Source organism: Saprospiraceae bacterium, assembly GCA_026129545.1.
Taxonomy (GTDB): Bacteria; Bacteroidota; Bacteroidia; order Chitinophagales; family Saprospiraceae; genus M3007.
Window position 1 is genome coordinate 317,819 of sequence record JAHCHX010000002.1, and the last position, 26,373, is coordinate 344,191.

The following is a 26,373-nucleotide window of genomic DNA, read 5'->3' on the forward strand; positions in this document are numbered from 1 at the left end:
TCAAACAAAAAATTTCATCTCGCTTTTTCAAAGGGGCTTTTGTTACTTTTGCAGCTAAATGGCAGAAGGTAGAGGGTGGAAGACAAAGGGTTAAGAGTAGTTCCGGCGTGCTCTTATCTTCCACCCTCTGCCTTCCACCCTCTACCGCGAGAAATAATGCTGAAACGCCTCCACATCCGCAACTACGCGCTCATAGACGAACTCGAAATCAACTTTTCAGACCGTCTGACCATCATCACCGGCGAAACCGGAGCGGGCAAATCCATCCTGCTCGGCGCGCTCGGCCTCGTGATGGGCGAACGCGCCGACACCAAAGTGTTTTACAACGACACGGAAAAATGCATCGTGGAGGCTTGCTTCGAAGTGGCAAAATATGACCTGCGCGAATTTTTTGAGGAAAACGAATTGGACTACGACGCGGAAATCGTCATCCGCCGCGAACTATCGCCCGCCGGGAAAAGCCGCGCTTTCGTGAACGACACGCCTGTGAACAACCAAGTGCTGCAACGCCTCACCGAAGCGCTCGTTGACTTGCATCAGCAGTTCGACGTGCTGGACATTCACAACGTCAATTTCCAACTGCGGATGATTGACGCATTGGCTGATAACACGCTGATCTTGAAAGATTATCAACAAGGTTACCGCCGTTATACCGCCGATAAAAAACGCCTCGCCGAACTCGTCAACCTGAGCGAAAACGGTGCGAAGGAGATGGAATTTCTCCGCTTTCAACTCGACGAACTCCGCCAAACCGAACTCTCTGACGGCGAACAGGAAACCCTCGAAGCCGAACTCGCCCGCCTCTCCAACGCCGAGGACATCAAACGCACTTACGGAGCAGCCTACAACTACCTCGCCGAGGCCGAACAAAACATCGTCGGTCAACTCCAAGAAATCGCCCGTAGCATGAGCGGCACACGCAAACTCTCCGGCCAACTTTCCACCTTGAGCGAGCGGCTGGATGCTTTAGTGGTTGACTTGCAAGACCTTGCCAAAGACTGCGAACGCATCGCAGAAGCCACCGAGCACGACCCGGCGCGTATTGCCGAAGTGCAGGAACGCCTTAATGTGATGTACAAATTGCAGAAAAAACACGGCGCGGCATCCATCGGCGAGTTGCTCGTTTTGCAGGAAAATTTAGAAAAACAGACGGCGAGTTTCACCGACCTCGGTGGCGAAATCACCCGGCTCGAACAATCCATCGCCGAGCAGGAACGCCAACTCCGCGCCATCGCGGCCACCCTCAGCGAGCGCCGCCGCGCCATCCCCGCTGCCTTTGAAGAGCGCGTCCATGCCATGCTCACCCAACTTTCCATGCCCCACGCACGCCTCCGCGTGGATATCCGCGACACTCCCTCGCTCACGCCCACCGGCGCCGACGATGTGCAATTTCTCTTTGCCAGCAACGTCGGCTCGCGCTACCTGCCCATCAAAGACGTGGCCTCCGGCGGCGAACTTTCCCGCCTCACGCTCTGCACCAAGAGCCTCGTGGCCGATGCCATCCCGCTGCCAACGCTGATTTTCGATGAGATAGACTCCGGCATCAGCGGCGATGTCTCTTTGAAAATGGGCCTGATACTGAAAGAACTGAGCGCTCGCCACCAAGTCGTCAGCATTACGCACACCCCGCAAATCGCCGCGCGTGCCGACGCGCACTACTTCGTGTATAAAAATGTGGCCGACAACCGCACCGTGACCAAAATCCGCCTGCTCAACGCGGACGAGCGCGTGCGCTCCATCGCCGTCATGCTCAGCGGCAACCCGCCCAGCGATGCGGCTGTGGCGACGGCGAGGGAGTTGGTGGGAGGGTGAGCGCGGGGCGGGCGCAGCAAACTCGCCATTAGAATGTCGGTAAAATATTTTGTGCGATGTGTTCGTGTACCTCCCATCTAATTTTTTTCCGCACAATCAAGATTTTTTGGCCCGAAAATCCATCCAAGCATATTCATAGACAATGCGATACATCTTGCCCTCTTTGTTGAGGTAGGTACCTGTGTGGTGTTCATATTTGAACCCGGTGCGCGTCAGCACCAGTCGGTCCAACTCGACCTTCGGGGCGCTGCCCATCAAAGTGACCAAAATCTCGCGGGTGCGGTGCAGGTAGCCGTCTATCTCGGCCACGGCATCGCGCGTCGCCAGCCTGTGTTCGACGTGCCAAGCATTTTTGCAAGCCACCGAGCAAAAACGCTTGTCGCAGCGGCCTTTGAACTCGACATCGCATTGCTGGCATTTCAGTCTGTTCATGTGCTCGACTTATTGGTTTGCTGTTGTGGAAGACCAGCGCAAACCAGCACAAACCTATGCGTTTTTGTTCAACAACGGTTGCGACGGATAAAGTGGTTTCCTGTCCGATAGTCAACCGTTTAAAACGATTGTTTTTTGCAAGCACTTTATTTACAGTTGTTTAAGAGACAACTTTTTTAACAACTTTGTGAAAAAATACAGCGATTCTCGGTTTGCAAGAGGTGTCATCTTGTGAGAATGAAAAAGGTGACACCTCGACCTGTTTTTTGAGATGTCACTCCCCCACTGCTGGACATTATTTTTGTGCTGCAAAGACACAAACACAGGTAATGCGTCAAATCAATGCGTATTTTGCTTTGCGTCTTTGTGTCTTCGTGGCAAATTTGGAAATGTCCAGCAGTGTGATTATAGCTATCAATTGACCATGCAATTCAAATTCTTCACGAACCATTGATTGACATTAAAATCACAAAAATAAAAGGCGACCAAATCTGGGCGAAGTTTCAGGTAGCACTTGTGAATGGCTCTTCAAACAATTCTCCAAATTACCCCGACACTATTGTATTCACCAATGGAAGAGTACAGTACGCACAAGAATTGTGAAACCGAAGTAAAAATCAAGGATTCAAGCCTACCCGCCACCTGCAGTCAGCGGGTGGTATGCCAATTTTTTTTGTCGGCGTTTCTGGGCGCTCGCCAACCAGAAGGTTGGCGTTAATGGAATTTTATCAACGCCAACAATTTCTTCGCATTCTCGGTGTTGGAGAACTCTTTTTCGAGCACCGCCCGCCGCTCCTCGATTTTTCCCTGCTCGAATGGGGCGTTGATAAGCGCCTCGATGGTCTGGCTGATAGCGGCGGCGGAATTGCGGACATAGCACAGTTTGGCCAGCCCGGTGCCGCTCACCATTTCCTCGTTGACGATACAAAAGCGCCCACGGAAAAGTGCGTTGATGAGTTTTAGTTTGATACCCGACGACTGGAACGACACGAGCAAGTTAATGTGGGCCTTGGCGATGAGTTCGTTCATGCGTCGGTCATCCGGGTTTTCGATGAGGGTGATGTGCTCGTGTCGCTGCACAAGTTCCTTGAGCCGCCATGAGGGTGCCATGCCCGCCACCACGAAGGGTATGTCAATTTTTGAAAAAATGTTTTCGATGAGCCACATAGCGGACTGCTCATTGTCCGGCACACTCAGTTTTCCGTGAAAAAGGACGTATTCACCCCGACCCAACTGGCTCTCTACCTGTTCGTTCGGGTGAAACGCGGGGATATAGTGCGTGTTGGCCTTCATCTCCCGGTAGTAGGCTTGGTCGGTGGTGGAGACGGTCAGGATTTCGTCGGCGTGGAGCACCACTTTCGGCTCGATGCGCTGGAGTTTGATGCTTTCGATGAAGTAGTAGATTTTTTCCAGCACCTCCGTTGGGGCAGTGGAGCGAGAAAGCCCCTCGTAATACTGCCATTCCACGTTGTGCATCCGAACCAGTTTCTGGCGACCGCGCAACCGCTTGCGCCACAGCCAAGCGGCGGTGTGCATCCCCTCGAACAGGATGGGGTACCCGTCTCTTTTCAGGCGCTTCAGCAGCGACCCATTTTGGCGAGTACGCATGATGAAAGGCAAAAAACTCAGTTGGTAAAACAGCGAGCGGCTGCGCTTGTAGTAGTGGACTTCGTGACAATACTTTTCCAGTTCCTGCTGGGGGGTGCGGCCCCCATATTGGAAGCAATGCAGGATGACCTTCACGCCTTGTGCGTGGAGCGCCTTGATTTGGTTGAAAATCAGGATAACGCCACCATAGTTTGCAGGGTAGGGAATATCGAAAGAAACGATGTGCAGATACATACAGACGGAGGGGTAATGCGTGAGGCTTTTGATGCGCAAAAGTAAAAAAATGGGGTAATTAGGAGTCATTAAGGGTTATTAAGGGTCATTAGGGGTAATTAAGGGTAATTAAGGGTAATTAAGGGTAATTAGGGGTAATTACGGGTAATTAGGGGTCATTGGGGGGCATTAAGAAGGGTAATAAGGGTAATTAGGGGTAATTAAGGGTCATTGGGGGTAATTAAGGGTAATTAAGGGGTCATTGGGGGTAATTAGGGGTAATTAAGGGGTCATTGGGGGTAATTAAGGGGTCATTGGGGGTAATTAAGGGTAATTAGGGGTCATTGGGGGTAATTAGGGGTAATTAAGGGGCATTAGGGGGCATTAGGGGTTATTGGGAGGCATTCACACTACTGGATATTTTCAAATTTGCCACGAAGTCACAAAGACGCAAAGCAAAATACGCATTTATTTGCCACATTTTGTGCCTCTGCATCTTTGCAGCACAAAAACAATGTCAAGTAGTGTGGGGGGCTCATTACTCCTAAATTACTCCAATGCCCCCTAATGACCCTTAATTACCCCCAATGACCCCTTAATTACCCCCAATGACCCTTAATTACCCCCAATGACCCTTAATTACCCCCAATGACCCTTAATTACCCCCAATGACTCCTAATTACCCCCAATGACCCTTAATTACCCCCAATGACCCTTAATTACCCCCAATGACCCCTTAATTACCCCCAATGACCCTTAATTACCCCAATCACGACAGTTCCGCTCCAACTTTGTAAAGCAGTGCAAGGGTCGCCTTTATACCGTCGGGTTCGGAGAGCTTGTCGCCTTCGTATTCGATGCCGATGTGCCCCCGATAGCCAGCGTCTTTCACGATTTTGAGCATGCGGCGGTAATCAGTTTCGATGCAGTTGCCTTGCTCATCAAAGTCATACGTTTTGGCGCTCACGTCTTTGGCAAAAGGCATGAATTCCTTTGTTCCGAGGTAGCGGTCGTACTCTTCCAAGCATTTACCCTGCCATTCACCTTCCGAACGCTTGATGCAGAAGTTTCCGAAGTCTGGCAGGATGCCGCACTCTTTCATGTTCACCTTTTGCATCACGCCAACGAGCCATTTCCCATTGGAGGAGTAGCCGCCGTGATTCTCGACGATGACGCTGATGCCGTGCGTTTTGGCGAAAGTGGTGAGCCGCCTCAGGCCATCCGCCGCGTTGTCCGCGACCTGTTCGGCAGTGCCTTGCCCGCCCGCGTTGACGCGGATGCAAAAACAGCCGAGATATTTGGCCGCTTCCACCCATTTGTAATGATTCTCGATGGCTTGCGTGCGTTTGGCAGCGTCCGCGTCGCCCAGATAGCCCTCGCCATCGCACATGATGAGCACGGACTTGACGCCGTTGTCGTCACAGCGCATCTTCAGGTCGGCGAGGTATTTCGTGTCTTTTGCTTTGTCCTTGAAAAATTGGTTGACATATTCCACTGCTGTGATGCCATAGTCTTTTTTGGCGACGAGGGGGAAATCGAGATTGGTCATCTGGCCAGCGAAAAGAGCGCGATGAAGCGACCATTCGGCCAGCGAGACCTCAAAGAAGAGACGCTTTCCAGTAGCGGGGTCAACTGCACCAAAAACATTCTTCGAATTCGTGCAAGAAGCGAGCATTTGTGGCACGAGCAAACTGCCCGAAGCGGCGAGTGCGGTGTCTTTCATAAACTGACGACGTAGCATGAGCAAAAATTTTATCGTGAAGGATTGGGACATGGCAAATGTAGCGCGTTTTTCTTTTGAAAAGATTTGCAGAGACCATTTCAGCGTCAAACCACCTGATTTTCAGCATTTCACAGGTTATTGCCTTCTCGTTGCCATCTTTCATTCAAAAGGCAGGGATTTGTCAACCCACGACCAAATCCCGCTTCTTGGATGTTATTTTCCGTTTGCTGAAAAAATTTTTTTCCGTTCGCTTGTTTATTCTTTGGCAACGCACATACCTTAGAGAAACTTTTTTGGGCTTGCCCAATTGTCTTTCCAACAATTATATCGTTCACCAAAACTGAGGCTTATGAATATCACTTTCGAGGAGCTGCGCCGCATCAAGCACTCCCTGCCCACTGGCAGCATCCACCGTATCGCCAAAGAGCTCAACATGGACGAGCAGACCGTGCGCAACTATTTTGGCGCACATAATTACACCGACGGCCAAGTGGTTGAGTGGCATCTGGAGCCGGGGCCGGGCGGCGGCATCGTTCATTTGGAAGACACCACCATACTCGACCGCGCACTTCAGATTATCGAGGAGCAGCGCGTCGCCATGCAGTGACGAAACAAAACATCACTTTCCGCGCGCCGCAACAAACGGCCGCACGATAAAAGGGAAACCGGTTTGAGCGACACGGTTTCCCTTTTTCTTTTGCCCGTCACAGTCACATGAAAGGCGAGTTTTTCATTTCTCAAAGTTCGCCTTCACAAATAAAAACGCTCCGTAAGTTTTTGAAATTCAGCCGAATAACCCTGCCCAATCGCCCCGTCGAAAATGCGCAGTCTCTTCCGTTCAAACCGACACGGGTCCCGCTCAAACCGCAACAACAGCCGCTCCACCGGCTTTTCCGGGCGGGAAAACACTTCCACTTCTTCCGTGCAATAGAGGCCCTGCGACACCGCCAATTCGCACAAACGCCGCCCTTCCTGCACAGGCAAAATCACGCACAACCGCCCGTTTTCAGTCAATAATTTTTTAGAAACAGCCAATAACTCTCCCGGCGAAAGCGAAGCCGTGTGCCGACCCAAGCGGCGCGAAGCATCGGGTGAGACTACCGTTTCGGAGAAAAACGGCGGGTTGCTCACAATCAAGTCAAATCGCCTGTCGGTCTTTTGGGCAAAATCCTGAATCGAGGACTCGACGAGTTCCAAACGACCTGCCCATGGTGAATTGGCAAAATTGCGGCGGGCGAGGGCAGCGGAAGGCGGATGGATTTCGACGGCGGTGATATGCCCCACCCCCGACCCCTCCCCGCCAGCAGGCGGGAGGGGAGCGTCGCTGCGTACCGCGCCGTATGGCGCAGGTACTCTCCCGGTGGAGGGGGGTGCGGGGGTGGGGCTGCGCTGCGCCAGCATCAGCGCCACCAAGCCCGTGCCGGCACCGATGTCGAGTATGTTCAGACAATTTTCCACATCCGCCCAAGCGCCGAGCAACACCCCATCGGTGCCAACGGGGTGCGCCGCGCCTTCCTGCTCAACGCTAAATTTTTTGAAACGAAATGGTTGCGATGCCATGACGGGTTTCTACGGAAGCAAGGTAAAATCCAGATGGAAGGCCGCCGACATTCAGGCGAGACGTGCCGGAAGCGTCGGCAGTGGTTTGAAATAGTATTTCCCCCAGAATATTCCTCACCGAAATGATGCCGTTGGCAGGCGCCTCATATTGCAAGGTCAGCATTTCCGACACAGGATTGGGGAAAGCGGTGGGCGGGCGGAGTGTGGGCATCGTCGTGGATACCGAAACCTCTGCCCATCGCCGCTCAAATTCAGCCTTGTAAAGTCGGGCAAGGTTAGCATCGTGGATAATCAGCGTGTTTTCGTCGTTGGAAGTCTCGGCGGCATTGCTCCAGTTGTGCGAACCAGTGAGTACCGCGGGGCCATATTGGGGCGCATCGGCATCGAGCACGGCGTATTTGTGATGCAGGTCGCCGGAAGCGCTGTGGTGGCGCACCGGCACCCCTTGCGAGAGCAGGTAGGCGTATTCCGCTCCTTGGTCGTTGATGTTTTCTATCATGCCGCGCACCTGCACACCGTTCCAGTAGGCATCCGCGAGGGCCACGGCAGGTTCGTCTTTGGTGAAAGAAAAAAGCGCAAACAGAGCCTCCGAATCCGCCGTGCCGATGGTGCTGACGATGCGGCTGGTCGTCTGGTCGGAAGGAGAAAAATAGGACTCGACGGCGATGTTGCCGATGATGAATTGATGAGGCGTGTTGTCCTTTTTTGTGCCAGCGAATCGCGCGGCGGCAGGGTTGGGCTGGGCACCGCTACCGCCCCACATTTCCTCGAATTCGATTTTGTAAGCCTGCGCCAGCGATTGGTCTTGAATGAACAGCGTGTTGTTGTAGTCCTTGGTCATGTTGAGCGTCGTCCAGTTGAGCGAGCCAGACATGACCCAGCATTTGTCGGTCGAGTTGGCATCCACAATCATGAACTTGTTGTGCATCAGCGCCGAGTTGTTGCCGTACAGCACGGGAAAAGGGGGCTGGGGCTGGAGGGCAGGGTTGCTTGCATCAAGCGCGGCCACATAGCGCACCTGCACGCCCCGCGCATGAGCCGCCTTCAGGGCGTTGGTGATATCCGTGCGATTGTTGTTGTACATGGCCACGTCGAGGGTTTGTTCGGCGGCGTTGATGCGGGCGAGTGTCTCGGCCAGCACCTCGTCGAAACTTTGACCATCGGGCACCAAGCCGCCCGCGCTGGATTCGTCAATTGGGAAATTGAAATACACCTTGATTTGCCCCGATGAAAGCGAGCGCGTGGCGTAGGGGCGGATGGGAGAGCGGATGGTGCTGCCGTTGTGTGTCGCTTCTATTTGCACCCAATAGACAGCGCCGGGCTGAAGACCCGACAGGTTGTGGGCATGGTTGAGCGATTGCATGGGCAATGTGATTTCGCTGCCCAACGCAGGCGAAGTGCCGTAGCGCAGTTTGGTTGAAGAGAGCCAGTTGGTTTTCCAATTCAGTTTGAACCCCGTGGTCTGGATATCCGATTGCTCGGGTTTGTTTAAAAAATAAAAACACGAGGCGGGTGTCAAATCGCTTGCCGTGCGCGGAAGCAATTGAAAATCATCGAATATTGATAAAATACCCGTGAGTTGCACAGGTTCTGTCGGCACGGAGGAGAACTGCAAAGGATGTCCGCTGCGCAAGTAAATTTTTGCGGAACCGCCTTCTGTGTCCACAATGTCGTAGGTAGCAGCATTCGCAAAAACGCCGCCCGCGTCGCTAAACGTGACGCATGGAATACTGACCAATTGGCTTTCCAAATCGCCGGAAACATTGGCCAATTGGATGGCTTTGGGGACTGGCAAGGGCATCCCCGACGCTATGACTTGCCACGCCGTGATGGGGCTGATTTCCAACAAGCCGCGAAACAGGATAAGCGTGCCGCTCACCTCTATGCTGTCGCCCAACTTTACCGTCGCGTTGAACCCCGGCGCAGAGCCTGAGCCGGGAAAAGCCGCGATGCCCCCCGTGCCATCTTGCAGGTAGCGAATGATGCCCAGTTCGCCGCCGTTGGTGACGATGCCCCGCACCGTGACGGTGGAGCCGACCGGAAGGGAACGGGCCTGGGCAATAGGTATGGATTGGGCGAAAAGAGCAAAGGGGGCAAAGAGCGCGATTAGGAGCATTATTAGACTTGTTGCGGTGAAGGCCTTTGGCGAAAGGAAAGCCCTTTTTCCGACTGGCTTCGTTAAATTTTTCGCCGAACATGCCCGATTTCGACTGCAAAATTTGCCTTGCCAGTCGAAAAAATGACAATCCCCTTCACTCAAAGCCCTCCACCGCAACAAGTCTATCGCTGACCAACTTTGCCAAAATGAGGTGGCGCTGACGATGGGCGTTTGGGGACCAGGCGAGGCATATCGAAGGCGAAAAAGCAATTTGATATTATTCATAATGGCGCGAAGATACTGGGTTAGATTTTCTCAGGTCGTCGTGTTCAGAATTGAACCCTCGGCGCATTAGCACATTTATTTCCACCTTTCTACCTTTGTCGCGCTTTTACACCTTGATTCGCCGAGATTTATCGGATGCCCGTGATTGATGTCCGTGATTTTGAATGAATCAGGACTTCACACATACCGAAAACTTGACAATGCGAAGCATATGACTGGCTTCGCGCCAATCATGCGGACAAGGACAATAGCCAACACAAACCCAATCATCTTATCCACAAATCCATCATCACAAAGTGAAAGTTTTCAAATTCGGTGGCGCCAGCGTGAAGGACGCGGCAGGCGTACAGAACGTAGCCTCCATCTTGCAGCGTTTTAAAAGTGAGCCGCTGGTCATCGTCGTGTCTGCTATGGGCAAGACCACCAACGCGCTGGAAGAAGTAGTGGCTGCCCACGCCAAGCAAAACGGTCAGGCCCAACTACTCTACGATGCCCTCAAAGAGCGCCATTATGCGCTCATGCGCGAGTTGTTCGACGAAACCGACGAGGTTTTTGCGGCGGTGAATGATGTTTTTGTGGAAGGCGAATGGGTATTGGACGACAAGCCTGCCGATAACTACGACTATATGTATGACCAAATCGTGTGCGTCGGCGAGCTCGTCTCCACCAAAATCGTGGCGGCTTATCTGAACAAAATCGGCTTGAAAACCCACTGGCTCGATGCCCGCGACATAATCGCCACGGACAACACTTGGCGCGAGGGCTGGGTGATATGGGACAAAACCAAAGCCAACGCGCAGAAAGTGGTGACACCGCTCTTGGAGCAAGGAGGCTTTGTCCTCACGCAAGGCTTCATTGGTTCCACCTCCGAAAATTTCACCACCACGCTGGGCCGCGAAGGTTCCGACTACACGGCGGCCATATTCTCTTTCTGTCTCGATGCCGAGAGCATGAGCATCTGGAAAGACGTGCCGGGGGTGCTGAATGCCGACCCGCGCATTTTCGACAACACCATCAAACTCGACCGCCTTTCCTACAAAGAAGCCATCGAAATGACCTACTACGGCGCGCAGGTCATCCACCCCAAAACCATCAAACCGCTGCAAAACAAGAACATCCCGCTCTACGTCAAGTCGTTTCTCAACCCCGACGCGCCGGGCACCGAAATCAGCAGCGACACCGACGACACCTACCCCCCCATCGTGGTGGTGGAGAAAAACCAAGCCCTGTTGCATATCAGCACACTCGACTATTCTTTCGTGGCCGAGCACCACATGGCTCGGCTATTTGCCAAAGCCGCCGACCTGCGCATCTTCGTCAACATGATGCAAAACGGCGCCATCAGCTTTACCATCTGCGTCACCAATGTGCCAGACCGCGTGGAGCGATTCATCAAGGACATCTCCGACGAGTTCAAGGTGAAAGTGGAGGAGGGATTGGAACTCATCACCATCCGCCACTATACGCAGGAAACGATTGACAATTTGAAAAAAGGCAAAATCGTCCTGTTCGAGGAACGCATCCGCAACACCATGCACATGGTGGTGAAAAACGTGCCGCCCATCGAGCGAAAAGCGGTGGAAGTGGCGGGGTCGAAGGCGTGAGCGTGGGTGCTCGACCAATTTATACCTTGATTCGCTAGGATTTGTTAGATGAACATGATTGATGTTTTTGATTTTTAGCAGATTGCGATTGCAGCCATGCCCAAAACCTAGCGGCGCAGAGTATAGGTCGTTTCGAGGAATTTCATATAAGTTTGCCATCCACTAAATTGACACAAGCAAACAGTGGCTCTCAGACTTCATATAATTGCATTCGTTTTTTTGCCCCTACTCCTCTCATCCCAACCGGATACCCCCGTCGGGCGCGACCCCTTCCTCCTCGGTGCCCGCCTCCATCGTGGGTTCATCATTCCTCATTCCCGCGACATCATCAACGTCTCCAACTCCAATCCGTTCGGCATCGAAATCAGCGCCCAATGGCTATTGCACCGGGAAAAATATACCCGCAATTCGGGGGTCATCGCCAAGCGAGGCTTCGTGCTGAGCTACATCAACTTCGACAACCCAGAGGTGTTGGGTCAATCCGTCACGTTCGCGGGTTTTGTAGAGCCGATGATACGCCCGTGGGGACGGTTCTATGGCTCCGTGCAGATGGGATTGGGCATCTCCTACCTCAGCAAAGTGTATGATGCCGAAACCAACCCCACCAACCTGTTTTTCAGTTTTCCGCTCAGCTTCTTGGCCATGACCAATGCCTACCTTCACTACAAGGCCAGTCCGCATTGGGAAATCTCCGCTGGATTCAACTACAATCACATCTCGAATGGCGGCATGAAACTGCCCAACAAAGGCATGAATTTCCCCACTTGGAATGCGGGATTCAACTATTACATCAAGCCTGTCAGCATCACCCGGCCCCCTAAAAACGACGATTGGAAAGCGCAGCCCCGCCACTATGCCTACTTGCTGGCCATCGGCACCCTGAAAACCGCCACGGCCAACGATGCTTTCCCTGAAAACAAGATGCGCTGGCAACTTGGAGGGCAAGCCATCATCGGCAGGCGCATCGGTCGCATGAGCGGTCTATCGGTTGGCACAGAGTGGGTGCACGATGGTTTCGCACAAGAAATGCTGCGCCGCGAGGGTCTTGAAAAAAGTGCGTGGAAAGGCAGCATATTGGCAGGCCACGACTTGCTGGTCAATCGCATCCGATTCACCATTCACATCGGTGCCTACGTCTTCAATCCTTCCGGCGACATTGACCCGGTGTATCAGCGTTACGGCATTTTCTATCGTTTCGGAAAAAATCTATTGGTCGGCAGCACACTCAAGGCGCATCGCCATGTGGCGGACGTGTTTGATGTGCGCGTGGGGTGGGTAGGTTTATTTGAGTAATCTGAGTATTTTTCCGACTTATAGATTTTGACAGCCATTCTCGGTTTGTAAGAGGTGTCATCTTTTGAGGAACGAAAAAGGTGACATCTCGGCCTGCTTTTGAGATGTCACCCCTCCATGCTTCCGGGATGACACCTCAGAACCCGACAAAGCCAGAATCGCTGAGATTTTGATTGACGAATGCCGATTACATGAATGCCGATTGACGATGTTTAACGTGAGTTCGGGGGTTAATAAAGCCCATTGAGATTTTAGCCGGCTCATCACTCGCTCAATTCGCGTCAATTGTTCCGTAAATGGTGCATTTCCACATTTCTGGACATTATTTTTGTGCTGCAAAGACACAAAGGCCACAAAAGCGGCAAATCAATGAGTATTTTGCTTTGTGACTTCGTGGCAAATTTGGAAATGTCCAGTAGTGTGGTGTATCCCAAATTGTCGCCTTTGTACGCCGGAACAGCATTCCGATTTACTGCGACAATTTGAAATACGCCCCATCGGCAATCGGCAATCAATTATGCGTACCCTCCGAATCGTTTTCGCGCTCTCGCTCATCATCCTCCAAACCACTCAATCCACCGCGCAAATCCGCGCCAAAGTCGCTCCCTATCAAGGTCGCCCCACCATTTTCATCAACGACCAGCCTCACAGCCCGCAGATATATGCTCTGACACACGCTTTTGGCGGGCGCTGGAGCTGGGAGGAAAAACCTGCGCGCAACCTGCGCAATTTCTGTGAGGTCGGCATCCGACTCTTTCAGGTGGATTTGTATCTGGAAGATATTTGGCCGAAAAACGTCGAAAAACTTGATTTGGAAAAAGCCTTGCGACAAGTGCGCGGCGTGCTGAATGCCTGCCCCGACGCGGCGATATTCGTGCGGCTGCACACCAACGCGCCTTACTGGTGGAACGAACTTCACCGTGAGGAATGTACCGAATACGCCGACGGCCCCATTGACCAAGAGACCTACGGGCCGCCACGCAACCTTGAGGATGGCGACCCCGACCGCCCCCTCCGCGCCAGCCTCGCCTCGCTGCGGTGGCGGCAAGAAGCCGGAGAGCGGGTGCGTGAGTTTTGCCAGCGCATGGCCGCCACTCCCGAAGGTCAACGCATGGCGGGCATCCATGTGGCGGGCGGCGTGTACGGCGAATGGCACTATTGGGGCTTCATCGAGCATGAGCCTGACACTGGCCCCGCCATGACGCGCTATTTCCGCGAATGGCTGCGCAAAAAATACGGCACCGACGCGGCCTTGCAACAGGCTTGGCAAACGCCCCAATTCACCCTCGCCAACGCCACCGTGCCCGACACCACAGAACGCAATCGCTGCCTCGACGGCATATTCCGCGAACCCGCCCGTGAACAGCGCGTCATTGATTACTTCATCGCCCAACAAGAAGTGGTGGCCGAAGACATCGAGTATTTCTGCCGCATCGTGAAGCAGGCTTGGCCGCGCCCGCTCATCGTCGGCGTTTTTTACGGCTATTTCCACATGACCTTTTGCCGGCAAGCCGCCGGAGGCCATATTTTCATCGAACGTATCATGGATTGCCCCGACGTGGACTACCTCAGCGGGCCGCAGACTTATTGGGAAATCACGCGAAAAGCAGGCGGTTCGGGCAACTCGCGCGGCATCGTGGAGTCGGCCCTGCTGCACGGAAAACTCTGGCTCGACGAGATTGACAATGGCTACCTGCAAACCTGGCGCGACATGGATTTTGTGCATTCGCGCCCCATTGGCGACACGGTGTATGCCGCCGTCCTCAGCCGCAGCGTCGCGCTGCCCCTGCTCCGGGGCGCGGGATTTTGGTACTACGATTTTGGCCGCCACCTCAACAGCGGCTGGTGGGACAACCCGCTCTACCTCGCTCGCATCCGCCAGCTCAAGTCACTGTTCGATAGCCAGCTGCATTTGCCACACCGTCCCGTTGCCGACGTGCTTTATGTGTATGACCAAGAGCATTTCTACTATCTCAAAAACCAACGCCAGCCCCTTTGCGAGGATGTGCCCGACCTCATGGTGGAAGAGGCGCTCCGCTCTGGCACAGCTAGCGAGCACGTTTATTTGTTTGATTTGCCGAAAGTTGACTTGGCTCGTTACAAAGCAATCGTGTTTGTCAATGCCTACAAGATGAGCGCCGACGAGCGGAAGTTTATCAAAGAAAAAGTGGCTCAAAATGGCCGCACCCTCATTTGGAACTACCTGCCCGGCTACACCGACGGGCGCGAGAACAACCTGCAATTTGTGGAACAACTATCGGGGTTCGTTCTTCGAGCCTTTGACTCGCCCGCCGCGCCCAAAGTACTTTTTTCAAAACCCGACACGACTTGGACGTTCGAATCCGCCGTGCAGCCGCTCGTCGCTATCGAAGATTCCGACGCGGAAATGCTCGGCAAGCTCGACGGCTTGGGCCACACCATCATCGCCCGCAAGCGATTCCCGACGCACACTTCCGTGCTGGCAGCCTTGCCTTTGCATGGCACTGACGTCTGGCGCGAAGTATTGAGGGCGGCGGGGTGCCATGTGTACAGCGAGCACAACGATTTCACCTACGCTAATGGGAGTCTCTTGCTGCTGCACACGGCTTCGGGTGGCGAGCGCACCGTTAGGCTCCGCAATGGTAGCACGATAAAGATGGATTTGTCGGGCGCAGCGACATGGCTGCTGGATGCAGAGACCGGGGAAGTAGTGCTGCGGCATTGAAGGATGTCAGGGTATGCGCGTGCTTTGCCAGTTCACCAAACGCCACGCGCCGCGTTTTTTGCGATAAACCGCCGTGTAGCCCAGCCGCAGCTCAAAAGAGTTCTGGTTGAGCATTCCTCTCACTTGTGCCACCCCGTTGACGATGGCCGTCTTACCGTAGCGTCGCACTCGCGCCTGTTCGCGCGTCATTTTTTCATACACAATTCGCCCACTCGCAATGGCTTCCAAATGCTCCGATTTGCGCTCGGTCAGCGCGTTGGAGTGCATATAAATAAGTTCGTCGGCCAGCATGGGGCGAAGCAGCGCGGTGTCCTTGCGCGTCATCGCCTCGAAGCGGCGCAGCTCGGTGTCGAGAATGTATTGCTCACCCTTTTTCGGTTGAGCAAGGAGTGTCGCATGAAACGATAGCAACAATAGGCAGACGAGATTAAGGCGCATATTTTTTAAGTACTTGGAGGCCGTCTCAGAAGTTGGGTGGCATCTCATCAGCCATTCTCGCTTTGGCGGGTTCTGAGGTGTCATCCCGGAAGAATGGAGGGGTGACATCTCAAAAACAGGCCGAGATGTCACCTTTTTCGTTCCTCAAAAGATGACACCTCTTTACAAACCGAGAATGGCTGGCATCTCATTGACAATTAGCGCGACCTATCCCGAAATATCGGGAGTATCAAATTAGCACACCATTTTCACTTCACTATCACGGTCGTGTCCCTATCATAGACGAGGCAAGTAAATATGCCCAAGGGGTTGGCGGTGCCAGTCACGTTGCTTTTGATGGGCGAAGGTTGCGCGAACGGATTGATGTTGCCAAAAATCGCCAGTTGCACGCTTTCGATAAAATTGTAGTAGTCCCGTGTGATGTGGCACACCGTGTTGTACACCGTGTCGCCCTCGCCGAGCGTATATCCCGTGCCGAAGGCCAGCACAGGGGTGGTCAGGAAGCGGTCGGAAGCGATAAAGTCCTGCTCCGGCACACTATCGAGCGAGTAATAGTTGATGATGCGGCGGTAATAGTTTTCGGTGTTGGGGTCGTCCGTCACATATGTCAGGATGCGGGCAATCGTGTCGGCGGGGGGCAGGAACTCCACCACGTTGCTGTCAATCGGCACCAGAGACAACATGGGGGTGCGCCCCGTGATGGTTCCGCCGTTGTCTGGCAGCACGATGTTCAGCGTGTATTCCACGCCGACAGTGGCAGGCACGATGTTCTGCCCCGTGTAGTTGAAAAGTTTGAGTGGGCTGGGGTCAAGAGAAAATGTGTTGTAGAGCGTGTCGGTTTGGTTGTTGTAGCTAATCGTGACCACAGCCCCTTGAATCAGCACATTTTGAAAAAAATTGGAGTCGAGGCCGAAAGGGTCGAAAAAGCCAAAGCTCCGCGTCAGCAGCAGGCGGAAGGGTTTGCCGGGTTCGAGGTAGCACTCCACCACTGGTTGGCTTTCGTAGTCGGGCAATTCGATGTCCACCTCTTTTGAAAGGTTGCAAGCGGCGACGAGGAGCAGCACCGCGAAGGGGAATATGTTTTTCAAAATTCTGATTTTCATCGTTCTTAAAATTTGAAGTTCCAAGTTAGAGAAGGCAAAATCGGGAACAGCGACACTTGATTGGCAAAAATCCGCGTGGGCGCGTCGCCGATGGGCGTTGCCACCGATTCGAAGTCAATAAAAATGAAATAAGGGTTGCGGCGGTCGGTGGCGTTGTACACGCTTAAGGTCAGGTCGTTTTCCATGCGGCGGGTCCACCATTTCCACACCACGCCGAGGTCGGCACGCATATAGGCTGGGTAGCGATAAGTGTTGCGGTCGCCATAGACGGGCACCAAAGGTTGCAAGGGTGCGCCGGGTATGTCTTGGAAAGTGAACCGTCCCGACGGGAGCCAAGCCGTGTAGCCGGAGGTATAGACCCATGTGGCGGTGATTTGCCAGCGTTTGTTGATGGCCCACAGCCCCACGATGCTCAGGTTGTGGCGCGTGTCGAAGCGCGGCGGGAAAAAGTTGCCATTGTTGATGTCCGGGAATCTGCCGCGACGCACCCATGCCAGTGTGTAGCCAATCCAGCCAGTGAGCCGCCCCTCTTTTTTCTCGATTTCGAGTTCGAGTGGGCTGTATGCGAACCCACGCCCCACGGTGAGCTCGTTTTCGAGGTCGTTGTTGCCAAACAATTCGGCGCCGTCAATGAAATCCACTTGGTTGCGCAACCATTTGTACCATGCCTCCCAAGTGATGAGCAAATTGTCATTGAATAGGTACGAGGTGCCAATGGCTATTTGGTCGCTTAGCTCCGGCTTGATGCCCCGCGTGCTCGGATACCAGATGTCGGTCGGCAAGGAAAGGCCACTGCTGGCAAGCAGGTGGACGTATTGGCTCATGCGAGAGTAAGAGCCTTTCACTGCCCAACGGTCCGTCACGGCGAAATTGGCAGCCAAACGCGGCTCCAAGTTCGCATAGAACGCAGGGTTGTTTTGCCAAGCGGACACTCGCAACCCGTAGCTAAGTTTTAGTCGGTCGGTCACAGCCCATTCGTCGTTGGCATAGAGGCCGTATTCCAAGCCGTCGAAATTCTGTCCGCTCTCAAAATTCACCTGACCATCGTCGCTACCTGCTTTGAGGCGCGCCACGATAAAATCGTGGTAAGTGACGTTCGCGCCGAAGCGCACCGTGTGCTGGTTGTTGGGTTGGTAGTAAAAGTCAACTTTCGTGTTGGCATCCTTCACATTGGAGCCAAGTCGAAATGAAAACCCCTGCAAGATGTTGCGAATGCGGTAGCGGTAGTCAGAGAAGGTGAACGTGGTGTTGGAAAACAAGCGCGGGCCGAAAACGTGGTTCCAACGCGCCGTGCCAGTGGTGTTGCCCCAGTCAAAAAGGAAATTGAAGCTCGCGTCTTTAAACTTGAACACATCGCGCCCGAAATAGCCGCTCAAATAAAGGCGGTCTTTTTCCGAGAGCGTGAAATTGACCTTTGTGTTCAAATCGTAGAAATAGTAGTCAGGGATTTGGTTGTAATCCGGGTTGTCCTCGTTGGCCTTGTTGATGGCGCGGGTGATGATGTCCGCGTAAGTCCGCCGCCCGCTCACGATGAACGATGATTTGTCTCGCTGAATCGGCCCCTCCAGCGTCAGGCGGCTCGAAATCAATCCCAAGCCCCCCGCGCCGCTGAATTTTTGGTTGTTCCCCTCTTTCATCCGCACGTCAATGACCGACGACAGTCGGCCCCCGTATTGCGCCGGGAACCCGCCCTTATAAGCCTTCAAGTCCTTCACCGCGTCCGAGTTGAACGTGCTGAAAAATCCGAACAGGTGGTTGGGGTTGTACACGATGGCCTCATCGAGCACGATGAGGTTCTGGTCGGCGCCGCCGCCGCGCACGAAGATGCCCGTCGTGCCCTCCGACCCCGCCGTGATGCCGGGTTTGAGTTGCAGTATTTTGATGAGGTCCACCTCGCCGAGCAGCGCCGGCAGCGCCTTGGCCTCGCGGGTGCCGATGGTCGTCACCGACATTTCAGTGCTCTTCATCTTTTCCTCCAACGCATTGGCCTTGATGACCACCTCCTCGATGACAGCCGATTCGGGGCGTAGCGACACGTTGAGTCGGATGGTGCCGACGGGCTTTATTCTTCGAAACGCCGACTCGTAGCCGATATAGCTGAATCGCAGCGTGACCGAATCCTGCCCTTCAGGCAACGAAAAGGAGAAAAAACCATACTCGTTGCTCACATTGCCCTTGCCAAGCCCAATGGCCTCCACCGTCGCTCCGATGAGCGTCTCGCCGTTCTGCGCGTCGCGGAGCGTGCCGTTCACCGTGGCAGTGTTTTGGGAAAAAAGATAAAAGGGCGACAATAATAGGATGAAGGAGCCAGCCAGCCGAGTCAAATGACGGAGGGGGCGCGCCACGGCGGGTAAAAGGAAGTGTTTCATGTTTATTTGTTTTGCGAAAGCATTGTTTTTTCAAAAGACGATGGGCGCGGCGCGGGGTTAACAGACGCGAAAAAATTTTGTTCCGCAAACCTCCCTCAAATACTCGTTTGATGAAACATGATTCGACGAAAGGGTTGCCTGCCTCGATTTTTTCTTGAAAAACACAAGCTTGATTTCTTTAACAAACTTGATTTTTATTTTGAAAAACCATATCCAAAAGCCCTCAAACCAAATTATCAACTGCCCTCTGAGACTGCCCAAAAAAACCGAATCTGAGAAAGCCCACCGAGAAAATTCCCCTTTTCTCGGAGAGGAACGGCCTCATTTCCCCCATTCGCCCCTCCAATGCTATCGTTCATCCAAAGTTTTAATCGCTGCCGCCGACGGTTCGCAATTTCGCACGCGCTTTTCGGCGCAACGATTGTCTCAAACATTGTTTTACCAAACTGACACAGGATATTATGAAACGATTCCTTCTTGTAGCCCTACTATTGCTCGGGGGGCTTGCGCTCTCCCCGCTCTCCCTGCTCGCCCAAGACTACCCCACCTACGACCCCAGTTCGATTGATATTCCCTACAAAAAATTCACGCTGCCCAATGGCTTGCGCCTCATCGTGCACGAAGACCACAAAGCACCCATCGTGGCCGTCAACGTGTGGTACCACGTCGGCTCCAAAAATGAAAAACCCGGCAAATCAGGCTTCGCCCACCTCTTCGAGCACCTCATGTTCAACGGTTCCGAAAACTTCAACACCGACTATTTCCAAGCCCTCGAAGCCATCGGTGCCACCGACCTCAACGGCACCACCAACGAAGACCGCACCAACTATTTCCAAAACGTCCCTGTCGGCGCGCTCGACCAAGTGCTCTGGCTCGAAAGCGACCGCATGGGTCATCTGCTCGGCGCCATTGACCAAGCCAAACTCGACGAGCAACGCGGCGTGGTGCAAAACGAAAAGCGCCAAGGCGAAAATCAGCCCTACGCCAAAGGCTGGGACATCATCCAAAAAGAAATGTACCCCCCGCACCACCCCTACGGCCACACCGTCATCGGCGAAATGGCCGACCTCGATGCCGCCAGCCTTGACGATGTGCACGAGTGGTTCAAGGCTTACTACGGCGCTGCCAATGCCGTCATCGTCATCGCAGGCGATATCACGCCCGACGCCGCTTACGAAAAGGTGCTGAGGTACTTCGGCAATATCCCCGCAGGCCCCACCGTGTCGCGCCCCGGCATCAACTATGCGCGCCGCACCGACAACACCCGCGCCGAATACCAAGACCGCGTGCCAGAGCAACAAGTCACGATGGTATGGAACACCCCCGAATGGGGCAACCGCGAATCCGTGTTGCTCGACCTTGCCGCGCAAGTGCTTTCCAGCGGCAAAAACAGCCGTTTGTTCAAAAAATTGATTTACGAAAAACAAATCGCCACCTCCGCGTGGGCATTTGCCGGCCCCGGCGAAATCGCGGGCAACGTCTATCTGCAAGCCAACGTGAAAAAAGGCAAGTCGGTGGAAGAGGTGGAAGCCACCATCAGCGAAATCCTTGACGAGTTTTTGAAAAACGGCCCCACGGAAGAGGAACTCAAGCGCGTGAAAGCCGCCTATTTCGCCAACTACCTTAAAGGGCTGGAGCGCATCGGCGGATTCGGCGGCAAAAGCGACATCCTCGCCCAACACGAGGTGTATGGCGGCAGCCCCGATTATTACAAAAAACTGCTCCGCTGGTATCACGAAGCCACTACCAAAGAAGTGCACGCCGCCGCCAAAAAATGGCTGAGCGAAGGCCGCTTCACCCTGATATGCAGCCCCTTCCCCGAATACAGCGTCACCGGTACCGACGTTGACCGCTCGAAGATACCCGAGGTCAGCAAAGAGGTCAACGCGCGTTTCCCCGACATCCAGCGTGCCACCCTCAAAAACGGCATGAAAGTGGTGCTCACGCGCCGCACCGAAAGCCCCACCGTGGTGGCCAGCATGATGTTCGACGCAGGCTATTGCAGCGACAAATTTGGCGGCAAACCCGGCCTCGCCGCACTCGCCATGAATATGCTCGACGAAGGCACCAAGTCGCTCACCTCCCTGCAAATCAACGAGCGGCTTCAACTCCTTGGCGCAAGCATCAACACGTTTAGCGACCTCGACCATTCCTACGTCAACCTCAACGCGCTCAAACAAAGCCTCGACCCCAGCCTCGACCTCATGGCCGACGTAGTGCTGAACCCCTCCTTCCCGGAGGCCGACTTCACCCGCCTGCGCGACCAACAGTTGAGCCAGATTGCCAACGAGAAAAAAAGCCCGCAAGGCATGGTCATGCGCGTCATGCCCGAACTGCTCTACGGCAAAGACCACCCCTACGGAATGCCCATGACCGGCACCGGCCAAGAAGATGCGGTGAAATCGCTCACGCTCGACGAGGTGCGGGGCTTCTATCAACGCTGGCTCAAACCCAACAACGCCACCATCGTCGTCACGGGCGACATCACCATGCCCGAACTGGTGGAAAAATTGGAAAAACGTTTTGGTGTTTGGCAAAAAGGCGATGCCCCCAAAAAGGTCATCCCGGAAGTGAAACCTGCCGCCAGCGCCAACAAAATCTACTTGATTGACCGCCCCGAAAGCCAGCAGAGCATGATAGTGGCGGGCTACCTCACCAAGCCTTACGGGCAGATGGATGAAGCAGCCATCGAGCAGATGAACAATGTGCTCGGAGGCGACTTCACAAGCCGCATCAACATGAACCTCCGCGAAGACAAGCATTGGGCTTATGGCGCGGGCGCTTTCGTGCAAAACACACGCGGCCAACGCCCATACCTCGTGTTCGCACCCGTTCAGACCGACAAGACCAAAGAAAGTGTGCAGGAAATCATCAAAGAGGTCAATGCCTTTGTCGGCGACAAACAGATGACGCAGGCTGAATTCGACAAGACCAAGCAAAACACCGTGCTCGGCATGGCGGGAATGTGGGAGACCAACAACGCCGTCAATGCCAGCGCCCGCAACTTGGTGAAATACGGCCTTGCCGACGACTACTGGCAAAAATACAGCAGCAAAGTGCAGGCTCTGACCTTGAAAGATGTGCAAGCCGTGGCGAAGGCCATCGTGCAGCCCAACAACCTCGGCTGGTTCATGGCCGCCGACGCAGAAAAAACGATGCCCGGCCTCCAACAACTCGGCCTCGAAGTCATCCAGATTGATGCCGATGGAAAAGTGGTGAGCAAAAAGGCAAAGCCGTAGTTATCTGGCATTAAGGGTCATTAAGGTCATTAAGGGTCATTGCGACATTTTTCGGGCGCTCGGCTGTTTGGCGAAGCGCCCGAAGTCTTTTGCGTAAAAGCCCGAAAAAATTGGTTTGGACGGCAGCCACACCCCAACACGTTTTGGCCAGTGCTTCACCGAACTTGTTATACTTCGCGCCGTTAGGTTTTGGGCATGGCTGCAATCGCAATCTGCTAAAAATCAAGAACATCAATCATGTTCATCTAACAAACCCTAGCGAACCAAGTATATATTTGCCCAAAAAAATTACACAAATGCGCTACTTCACTTTTTTGCTAGCTCTTGTTGGATTCATCTTTTTCTCCTGCAACAAGGACAAAACCCTCACCCCAGAAGAACAATTGCAGGAGGACATAAGAATCATACAGCAGTACCTGGCCGACAAAAACCTGACCGCAACGGCCACCCCCTCCGGGCTTCACCACATCATCACCGAAGCAGGCACGGGTGGGCACCCCACCCTTCAATCGAACGTGAAAGTCAAGTACAAGGGCTATTTCACGAATGGCGGCGTGTTCGACGAGAACACCTCCACTTTCCCTCTGTCCAATCTCATCACTGGCTGGCAAGAGGCTATCCCACTCCTGCAAAAAGGCGGGAAAGGCACCTTTTTGTTGCCCTCCTATCTCGCTTATGGGCCCAGTGGACTAGGACCCATCCCACCCAACACAGTGCTCATCTTCGACATCGAACTCATTGACTTTTAGCGGGCAAATCATCACTCCTCCATCAAGATATACGGAATCGGGCCTTCTTGCCAAGTGTCGGGATAATACCGCTGCGCGAGCATCTTTGCGGTTCGGATAAAACTATCCCATTGGGTGGGGTATATGGTCTGACAGCCCACGCTGCCCGTCTCCGTCAATGCCCCCCGGTGGATGTTGATGCCAAAATTCCCTGTATGTTCGTAGTCACCTTCAATGCCATCACGGATGACGGTGACGGGCCCGAGCCGCTGGCAAAGCGCCTCGTATCTTCCATTGTGCCTGTCGAATTTATGCACAAAATAAATCCCTGCCTTCAGGCGGGCCATGCCTTTTTCACTGCCCTTCCCCCTGCCCTTGCGCACGGTTTTGGGGTCAGTGTTGGCATTGTAAGAGATGAAATCGGTCGGAGAGACGAGAAAAATAGCATCGTCGTAGATACCCCTGTCATTTTGAGCGGGGTCGCCCATCGTTCTTTTGTAGTAGCCTCTTATGCCCACCACGAAAAACGGGAAACGCTCCCTTTCGATGTGTAGCCCTCGGGCTTGAAGTCTTTGAAACAGCTCGGCTGCGGTCAGGCGAGGCGGGGCGGCAGGTACGATTGGAGCTGGCATGAGGGAATATGAGTTGAATGAAAGAATAAGGCAAAATTGAACGTGAGGCAGCTAAGTGCCAACAAACCCATGATAAAAAACGAGTAAAAACTGCCTCTCTTTTCAATCAACCCATTCGATTATGTGCCATTGCGGAAATTGCGAATGACGACAATGGCCGTCGCTATGAACGGCAAGGTGGAAATCAATATCTTGTAATTCCGTCCCAATATCCCGATAACGAACATAAACCCCAACAGCAGGCCAATGCAGCCCATGCCCACATAAGTGAGTGTCTTGTTGGGTTTCTTTTGAAACAGTGTTGTCAAAAGCAGCAATTGCCCGAAAAGTGGGAGCAGGATAAAGGGATGAATAACGGATTGCGGGTCGTTGAAAAGTTTGGTCAAAATCTCATACTCGCCCTGGAACAGAAAGGTGCTATTGTCTTTTCCCCATTCCAAATAACCGAACAAAGAAGTGAGCACCAATGTCGCGTTCAGCAGTTTGCTTTTCATATCTGTTTTTGTCGTTGTTGCAGGTGTGTGTGTGGTGGTTTTAGGTTGTGGCGATTCAGGTTGTGAAAATCAAGCCCGGCAGGCGGAGCCGCCCGCTCTGTCTCTACGGAGCGCCGTGCCGTGGAAAAAAGGCGGGAGCGGGCGCTTTGCAGGGCATCCCCGACGCGCCCCCGGTTGGCAGGAGCGCCCATCTCGTCCAGCATGGCAGCCTCGGTGTTCCGCACGCTGTGGCGGATAGGGTGTGCCATGAGCAGCGGGGGTTGGTTTGTGGCTGCAAGGTAGCTCGTGTGGCGGAAGGGGCAAGTGATGGCGGAGCTTTTTTTCAGAACGGTTGGATATTTTGACTTACTTTGTGCCTGTGAGATATACCCAGATTAAAGAGGATTTGAATCTGCCCGTTGGCAAGGCAGAGATGCCCTTGATTGATTTGTATGATTTTCAAAGGATTGCGAACACCGTTCGTTCAAAACCACCTTGTCAGAACCTGCTTTAAGGGCTTGCCCTTCACTCAAAGCCCTCCACCGCAACAAGTATAGTATTTGATTGCTACACTTCGCGCCGTTAGGTTTTGGGCATGGCTGCAATCGCAATCTGCTAAAAATCAAGAACATCAGTCATGTGCATCTAACAAATCCTAGCGAATCAAGGTATGCTTTCAAAAAAAAATGAAAATACTGAACAATGCCCCGCTTGCGGGGGTTTTTGTCGAAAAATAAACAAGCAAATGCGCGGAATCGAACAATTAGACCTCCTTCTGAACGACTCAAACCTCAGCGCCGCTCATCGCCACATCGCCCAAAAAGTCGCCGATAATCAACGCATTGACTTTGACGAAGGTGTTTTTTTGTTCGAGCATGGCGACCTCCCCTACGTCGGCGCGCTCGCCAATTTTATTCGGGAAAAGAAAAACGGCGACAATACTTTCTTCAACCGCAACTTCCACATCGAGCCGACAAATTTGTGCGTCTATGACTGCAAGTTCTGCTCCTACTCGCGCCTCATCAAGCAGCGCAACGACCCGAACGCCTGGGCTTTTTCGATGGACGAAATGCTCGACATCGTCCGCAATTACGACGGCCAACCCGTGACGGAAGTGCACATCGTCGGGGGCGTTTTGCCGCAATATGATTTGCCGTTTTACCTCGAATTTTTTCAAAAAATAAAACAACACCGCCCCGAACTCCACGTCAAAGCACTCACGCCGGTGGAGTACCACTACATTTTCAAAAAGGCGAAAATCAGTTACGAAGAAGGCATGAAGCTCATCAAAGACGCGGGCGTGGACAGTATGCCCGGCGGTGGCGCGGAGATTTTTCACCCTGAAATCCGCGAGCAAATCGCCGCCGACAAATGCGATGCCGACCAATGGCTCCGCATCCACGAAATCTGGCACCAACTCGGCATGCGCTCCAACGCGACCATGCTCTACGGCCACATCGAGCAGTGGCACCACCGCGTTGACCACCTCGAACGGCTGCGCCAATTGCAAGACAAAACGGGCGGTTTCCAGACCTTCATCCCCCTCAAATTCCGCAATCAGGACAACCAAATGAGCCACATCGCCGAAAGCACGACGGTGGAAGACCTGCGCAACTACGCCATCAGCCGCATCTACCTCGACAATTTCGACCACATCAAAACCTATTGGCCCATGATTGGCCGCACCACCGCGCAACTCGCCCTCGCTTTCGGCGTGGACGACCTCGACGGCACCATTGACGACACGACGAAAATTTACTCCATGGCCGGCTCCGAAGAACAACACCCCGCCCTCTCCACCCAGCAACTCGTGGACATGATTCGCCGCGTGGGCCGCCGCCCCATCGAGCGCGACACCTTGTATAATGTGCTCCAAGATTTCACCGACGTGGAATTTGAGGAAGACAAAGCTTATCGGGGGTATATCGAGTTGCCGGTAATTGGGAGTAATTAGGGGTCATTAGGGGTCATTGGGGGTTATTAAGAGTCATTAGGGGTCATTAGGGGTCATTAGGGGTCATTTTCCCTATTTTTCAATAACCCTCCGAATAACTTTTTC

The 26,373-nt window shown here is 53.5% G+C and carries 19 protein-coding genes; 8 read left to right on the top strand and 11 right to left on the bottom strand.

Annotated elements, in window-relative coordinates; genetic code table 11:
• The first annotated feature begins 156 nt into the window (after positions 1-156).
• On the top strand, positions 157-1,812 hold the full coding sequence (gene recN, locus KIS77_15580) for a DNA repair protein RecN (GenBank protein MCW5923766.1): 1,656 nt from the start codon (positions 157-159) through the stop codon (positions 1,810-1,812).
• A 96-nt stretch (positions 1,813-1,908) separates the two neighbouring features.
• Here the strand turns inward: recN and KIS77_15585 are convergent, their stop codons facing one another.
• The 3 genes from KIS77_15585 to KIS77_15595 form a co-directional block, all read right to left on the bottom strand.
• Complete coding sequence (locus KIS77_15585) at positions 1,909-2,244, bottom strand: hypothetical protein (protein MCW5923767.1); 336 nt, start codon at positions 2,242-2,244, stop codon at positions 1,909-1,911.
• 714 nt (positions 2,245-2,958) lie between these two features.
• Positions 2,959-4,125, bottom strand: coding sequence for a glycosyltransferase (locus KIS77_15590; GenBank protein MCW5923768.1), 1,167 nt, complete (start codon positions 4,123-4,125; stop codon positions 2,959-2,961).
• A 709-nt stretch (positions 4,126-4,834) separates the two neighbouring features.
• Positions 4,835-5,806 carry a sugar phosphate isomerase/epimerase gene (locus KIS77_15595; protein ID MCW5923769.1) on the bottom strand — a complete coding sequence of 324 codons (972 nt, stop codon included), beginning with the start codon at positions 5,804-5,806 and terminating at the stop codon, positions 4,835-4,837.
• A gap of 322 nt (positions 5,807-6,128) precedes the next feature.
• On the opposite strand from KIS77_15595, the gene KIS77_15600 reads away from it, so the two are divergent.
• On the top strand, positions 6,129-6,395 hold the full coding sequence (locus KIS77_15600) for a DNA-binding protein (GenBank protein MCW5923770.1): 267 nt from the start codon (positions 6,129-6,131) through the stop codon (positions 6,393-6,395).
• A gap of 143 nt (positions 6,396-6,538) precedes the next feature.
• On the opposite strand, the gene KIS77_15605 is transcribed toward KIS77_15600, so the two are convergent.
• Complete coding sequence (locus KIS77_15605; GenBank protein MCW5923771.1) at positions 6,539-7,348, bottom strand: methyltransferase; 810 nt, start codon at positions 7,346-7,348, stop codon at positions 6,539-6,541.
• Positions 7,314-9,464 carry a T9SS type A sorting domain-containing protein gene (locus KIS77_15610; GenBank protein MCW5923772.1) on the bottom strand — a complete coding sequence of 717 codons (2,151 nt, stop codon included), beginning with the start codon at positions 9,462-9,464 and terminating at the stop codon, positions 7,314-7,316. Before KIS77_15610 ends, KIS77_15605 begins: the two co-directional genes overlap by 35 nt.
• Positions 9,465-10,027: 563 nt before the next feature.
• On the opposite strand from KIS77_15610, the gene KIS77_15615 reads away from it, so the two are divergent.
• The 3 genes from KIS77_15615 (at position 10,028) to KIS77_15625 (ending at position 15,332) form a co-directional block, all read left to right on the top strand.
• Positions 10,028-11,335: an aspartate kinase gene (locus KIS77_15615; GenBank protein MCW5923773.1), complete on the top strand. Its 1,308-nt coding sequence runs from the start codon at positions 10,028-10,030 to the stop codon at positions 11,333-11,335.
• A gap of 183 nt (positions 11,336-11,518) precedes the next feature.
• On the top strand, positions 11,519-12,628 hold the full coding sequence (locus KIS77_15620; protein ID MCW5923774.1) for an acyloxyacyl hydrolase: 1,110 nt from the start codon (positions 11,519-11,521) through the stop codon (positions 12,626-12,628).
• A 517-nt stretch (positions 12,629-13,145) separates the two neighbouring features.
• The gene (locus tag KIS77_15625) at positions 13,146-15,332 is read left to right on the top strand and encodes a hypothetical protein (GenBank protein MCW5923775.1); all 2,187 of its coding nucleotides are present in this window, start codon (positions 13,146-13,148) and stop codon (positions 15,330-15,332) included.
• Between the two features lie 6 nt (positions 15,333-15,338).
• Here KIS77_15625 and KIS77_15630 read toward each other — a convergent pair whose 3' ends face one another.
• The 3 genes from KIS77_15630 to KIS77_15640 form a co-directional block, all read right to left on the bottom strand.
• Complete coding sequence (locus tag KIS77_15630; GenBank protein MCW5923776.1) at positions 15,339-15,770, bottom strand: nuclear transport factor 2 family protein; 432 nt, start codon at positions 15,768-15,770, stop codon at positions 15,339-15,341.
• Positions 15,771-16,018: 248 nt separating this feature from the next.
• Positions 16,019-16,873, bottom strand: a complete 855-nt coding sequence (locus KIS77_15635; protein ID MCW5923777.1) for a DUF4249 domain-containing protein — start codon at positions 16,871-16,873, stop codon at positions 16,019-16,021.
• A 5-nt stretch (positions 16,874-16,878) separates the two neighbouring features.
• A complete protein-coding gene (locus KIS77_15640) occupies positions 16,879-19,242 on the bottom strand; it encodes a TonB-dependent receptor (GenBank protein ID MCW5923778.1) in 2,364 nt (787 codons plus the stop codon).
• Between the two features lie 461 nt (positions 19,243-19,703).
• On the opposite strand from KIS77_15640, the gene KIS77_15645 reads away from it, so the two are divergent.
• Both KIS77_15645 and KIS77_15650 read left to right on the top strand, forming a co-directional pair.
• Complete coding sequence (locus KIS77_15645; protein MCW5923779.1) at positions 19,704-22,481, top strand: insulinase family protein; 2,778 nt, start codon at positions 19,704-19,706, stop codon at positions 22,479-22,481.
• A 296-nt stretch (positions 22,482-22,777) separates the two neighbouring features.
• A complete protein-coding gene (locus KIS77_15650; protein ID MCW5923780.1) occupies positions 22,778-23,230 on the top strand; it encodes an FKBP-type peptidyl-prolyl cis-trans isomerase in 453 nt (150 codons plus the stop codon).
• An 11-nt stretch (positions 23,231-23,241) separates the two neighbouring features.
• On the opposite strand, the gene KIS77_15655 is transcribed toward KIS77_15650, so the two are convergent.
• The 3 genes from KIS77_15655 to KIS77_15665 all read right to left on the bottom strand — a co-directional run bounded on the left by KIS77_15655 (position 23,242) and on the right by KIS77_15665 (position 24,583).
• On the bottom strand, positions 23,242-23,841 hold the full coding sequence (locus tag KIS77_15655) for a hypothetical protein (protein MCW5923781.1): 600 nt from the start codon (positions 23,839-23,841) through the stop codon (positions 23,242-23,244).
• 119 nt (positions 23,842-23,960) lie between these two features.
• Complete coding sequence (locus KIS77_15660) at positions 23,961-24,335, bottom strand: hypothetical protein (GenBank protein ID MCW5923782.1); 375 nt, start codon at positions 24,333-24,335, stop codon at positions 23,961-23,963.
• Positions 24,332-24,583, bottom strand: coding sequence for a hypothetical protein (locus tag KIS77_15665; GenBank protein ID MCW5923783.1), 252 nt, complete (start codon positions 24,581-24,583; stop codon positions 24,332-24,334). Before KIS77_15665 ends, KIS77_15660 begins: the two co-directional genes overlap by 4 nt.
• A gap of 476 nt (positions 24,584-25,059) precedes the next feature.
• On the opposite strand from KIS77_15665, the gene mqnE reads away from it, so the two are divergent.
• The gene (gene mqnE, locus KIS77_15670) at positions 25,060-26,268 is read left to right on the top strand and encodes an aminofutalosine synthase MqnE (protein MCW5923784.1); all 1,209 of its coding nucleotides are present in this window, start codon (positions 25,060-25,062) and stop codon (positions 26,266-26,268) included.
• The last annotated feature ends 105 nt before the right edge of the window (positions 26,269-26,373 follow it).

Excerpts from the sequence above, each read along its gene's own strand:
- recN (MCW5923766.1), top strand. The coding sequence starts at position 157 with ATGCTGAAACGCCTCCACATCCGCAACTACGCGCTCATAGACGAACTC.
- KIS77_15585 (MCW5923767.1), bottom strand. The coding sequence starts at position 2,244 with ATGAACAGACTGAAATGCCAGCAATGCGATGTCGAGTTCAAAGGCCGC.
- KIS77_15595 (MCW5923769.1), bottom strand. The coding sequence starts at position 5,806 with ATGCTACGTCGTCAGTTTATGAAAGACACCGCACTCGCCGCTTCGGGC.
- KIS77_15605 (MCW5923771.1), bottom strand. The coding sequence starts at position 7,348 with ATGGCATCGCAACCATTTCGTTTCAAAAAATTTAGCGTTGAGCAGGAA.
- KIS77_15610 (MCW5923772.1), bottom strand. The coding sequence starts at position 9,464 with ATGCTCCTAATCGCGCTCTTTGCCCCCTTTGCTCTTTTCGCCCAATCC.
- KIS77_15625 (MCW5923775.1), top strand. The coding sequence starts at position 13,146 with ATGCGTACCCTCCGAATCGTTTTCGCGCTCTCGCTCATCATCCTCCAA.
- KIS77_15630 (MCW5923776.1), bottom strand. The coding sequence starts at position 15,770 with ATGCGCCTTAATCTCGTCTGCCTATTGTTGCTATCGTTTCATGCGACA.
- KIS77_15635 (MCW5923777.1), bottom strand. The coding sequence starts at position 16,873 with ATGAAAATCAGAATTTTGAAAAACATATTCCCCTTCGCGGTGCTGCTC.
- KIS77_15640 (MCW5923778.1), bottom strand. The coding sequence starts at position 19,242 with ATGAAACACTTCCTTTTACCCGCCGTGGCGCGCCCCCTCCGTCATTTG.
- KIS77_15645 (MCW5923779.1), top strand. The coding sequence starts at position 19,704 with ATGAAACGATTCCTTCTTGTAGCCCTACTATTGCTCGGGGGGCTTGCG.
- KIS77_15650 (MCW5923780.1), top strand. The coding sequence starts at position 22,778 with ATGCGCTACTTCACTTTTTTGCTAGCTCTTGTTGGATTCATCTTTTTC.
- KIS77_15655 (MCW5923781.1), bottom strand. The coding sequence starts at position 23,841 with ATGCCAGCTCCAATCGTACCTGCCGCCCCGCCTCGCCTGACCGCAGCC.
- KIS77_15660 (MCW5923782.1), bottom strand. The coding sequence starts at position 24,335 with ATGAAAAGCAAACTGCTGAACGCGACATTGGTGCTCACTTCTTTGTTC.
- KIS77_15665 (MCW5923783.1), bottom strand. The coding sequence starts at position 24,583 with ATGGCACACCCTATCCGCCACAGCGTGCGGAACACCGAGGCTGCCATG.
- mqnE (MCW5923784.1), top strand. The coding sequence starts at position 25,060 with ATGCGCGGAATCGAACAATTAGACCTCCTTCTGAACGACTCAAACCTC.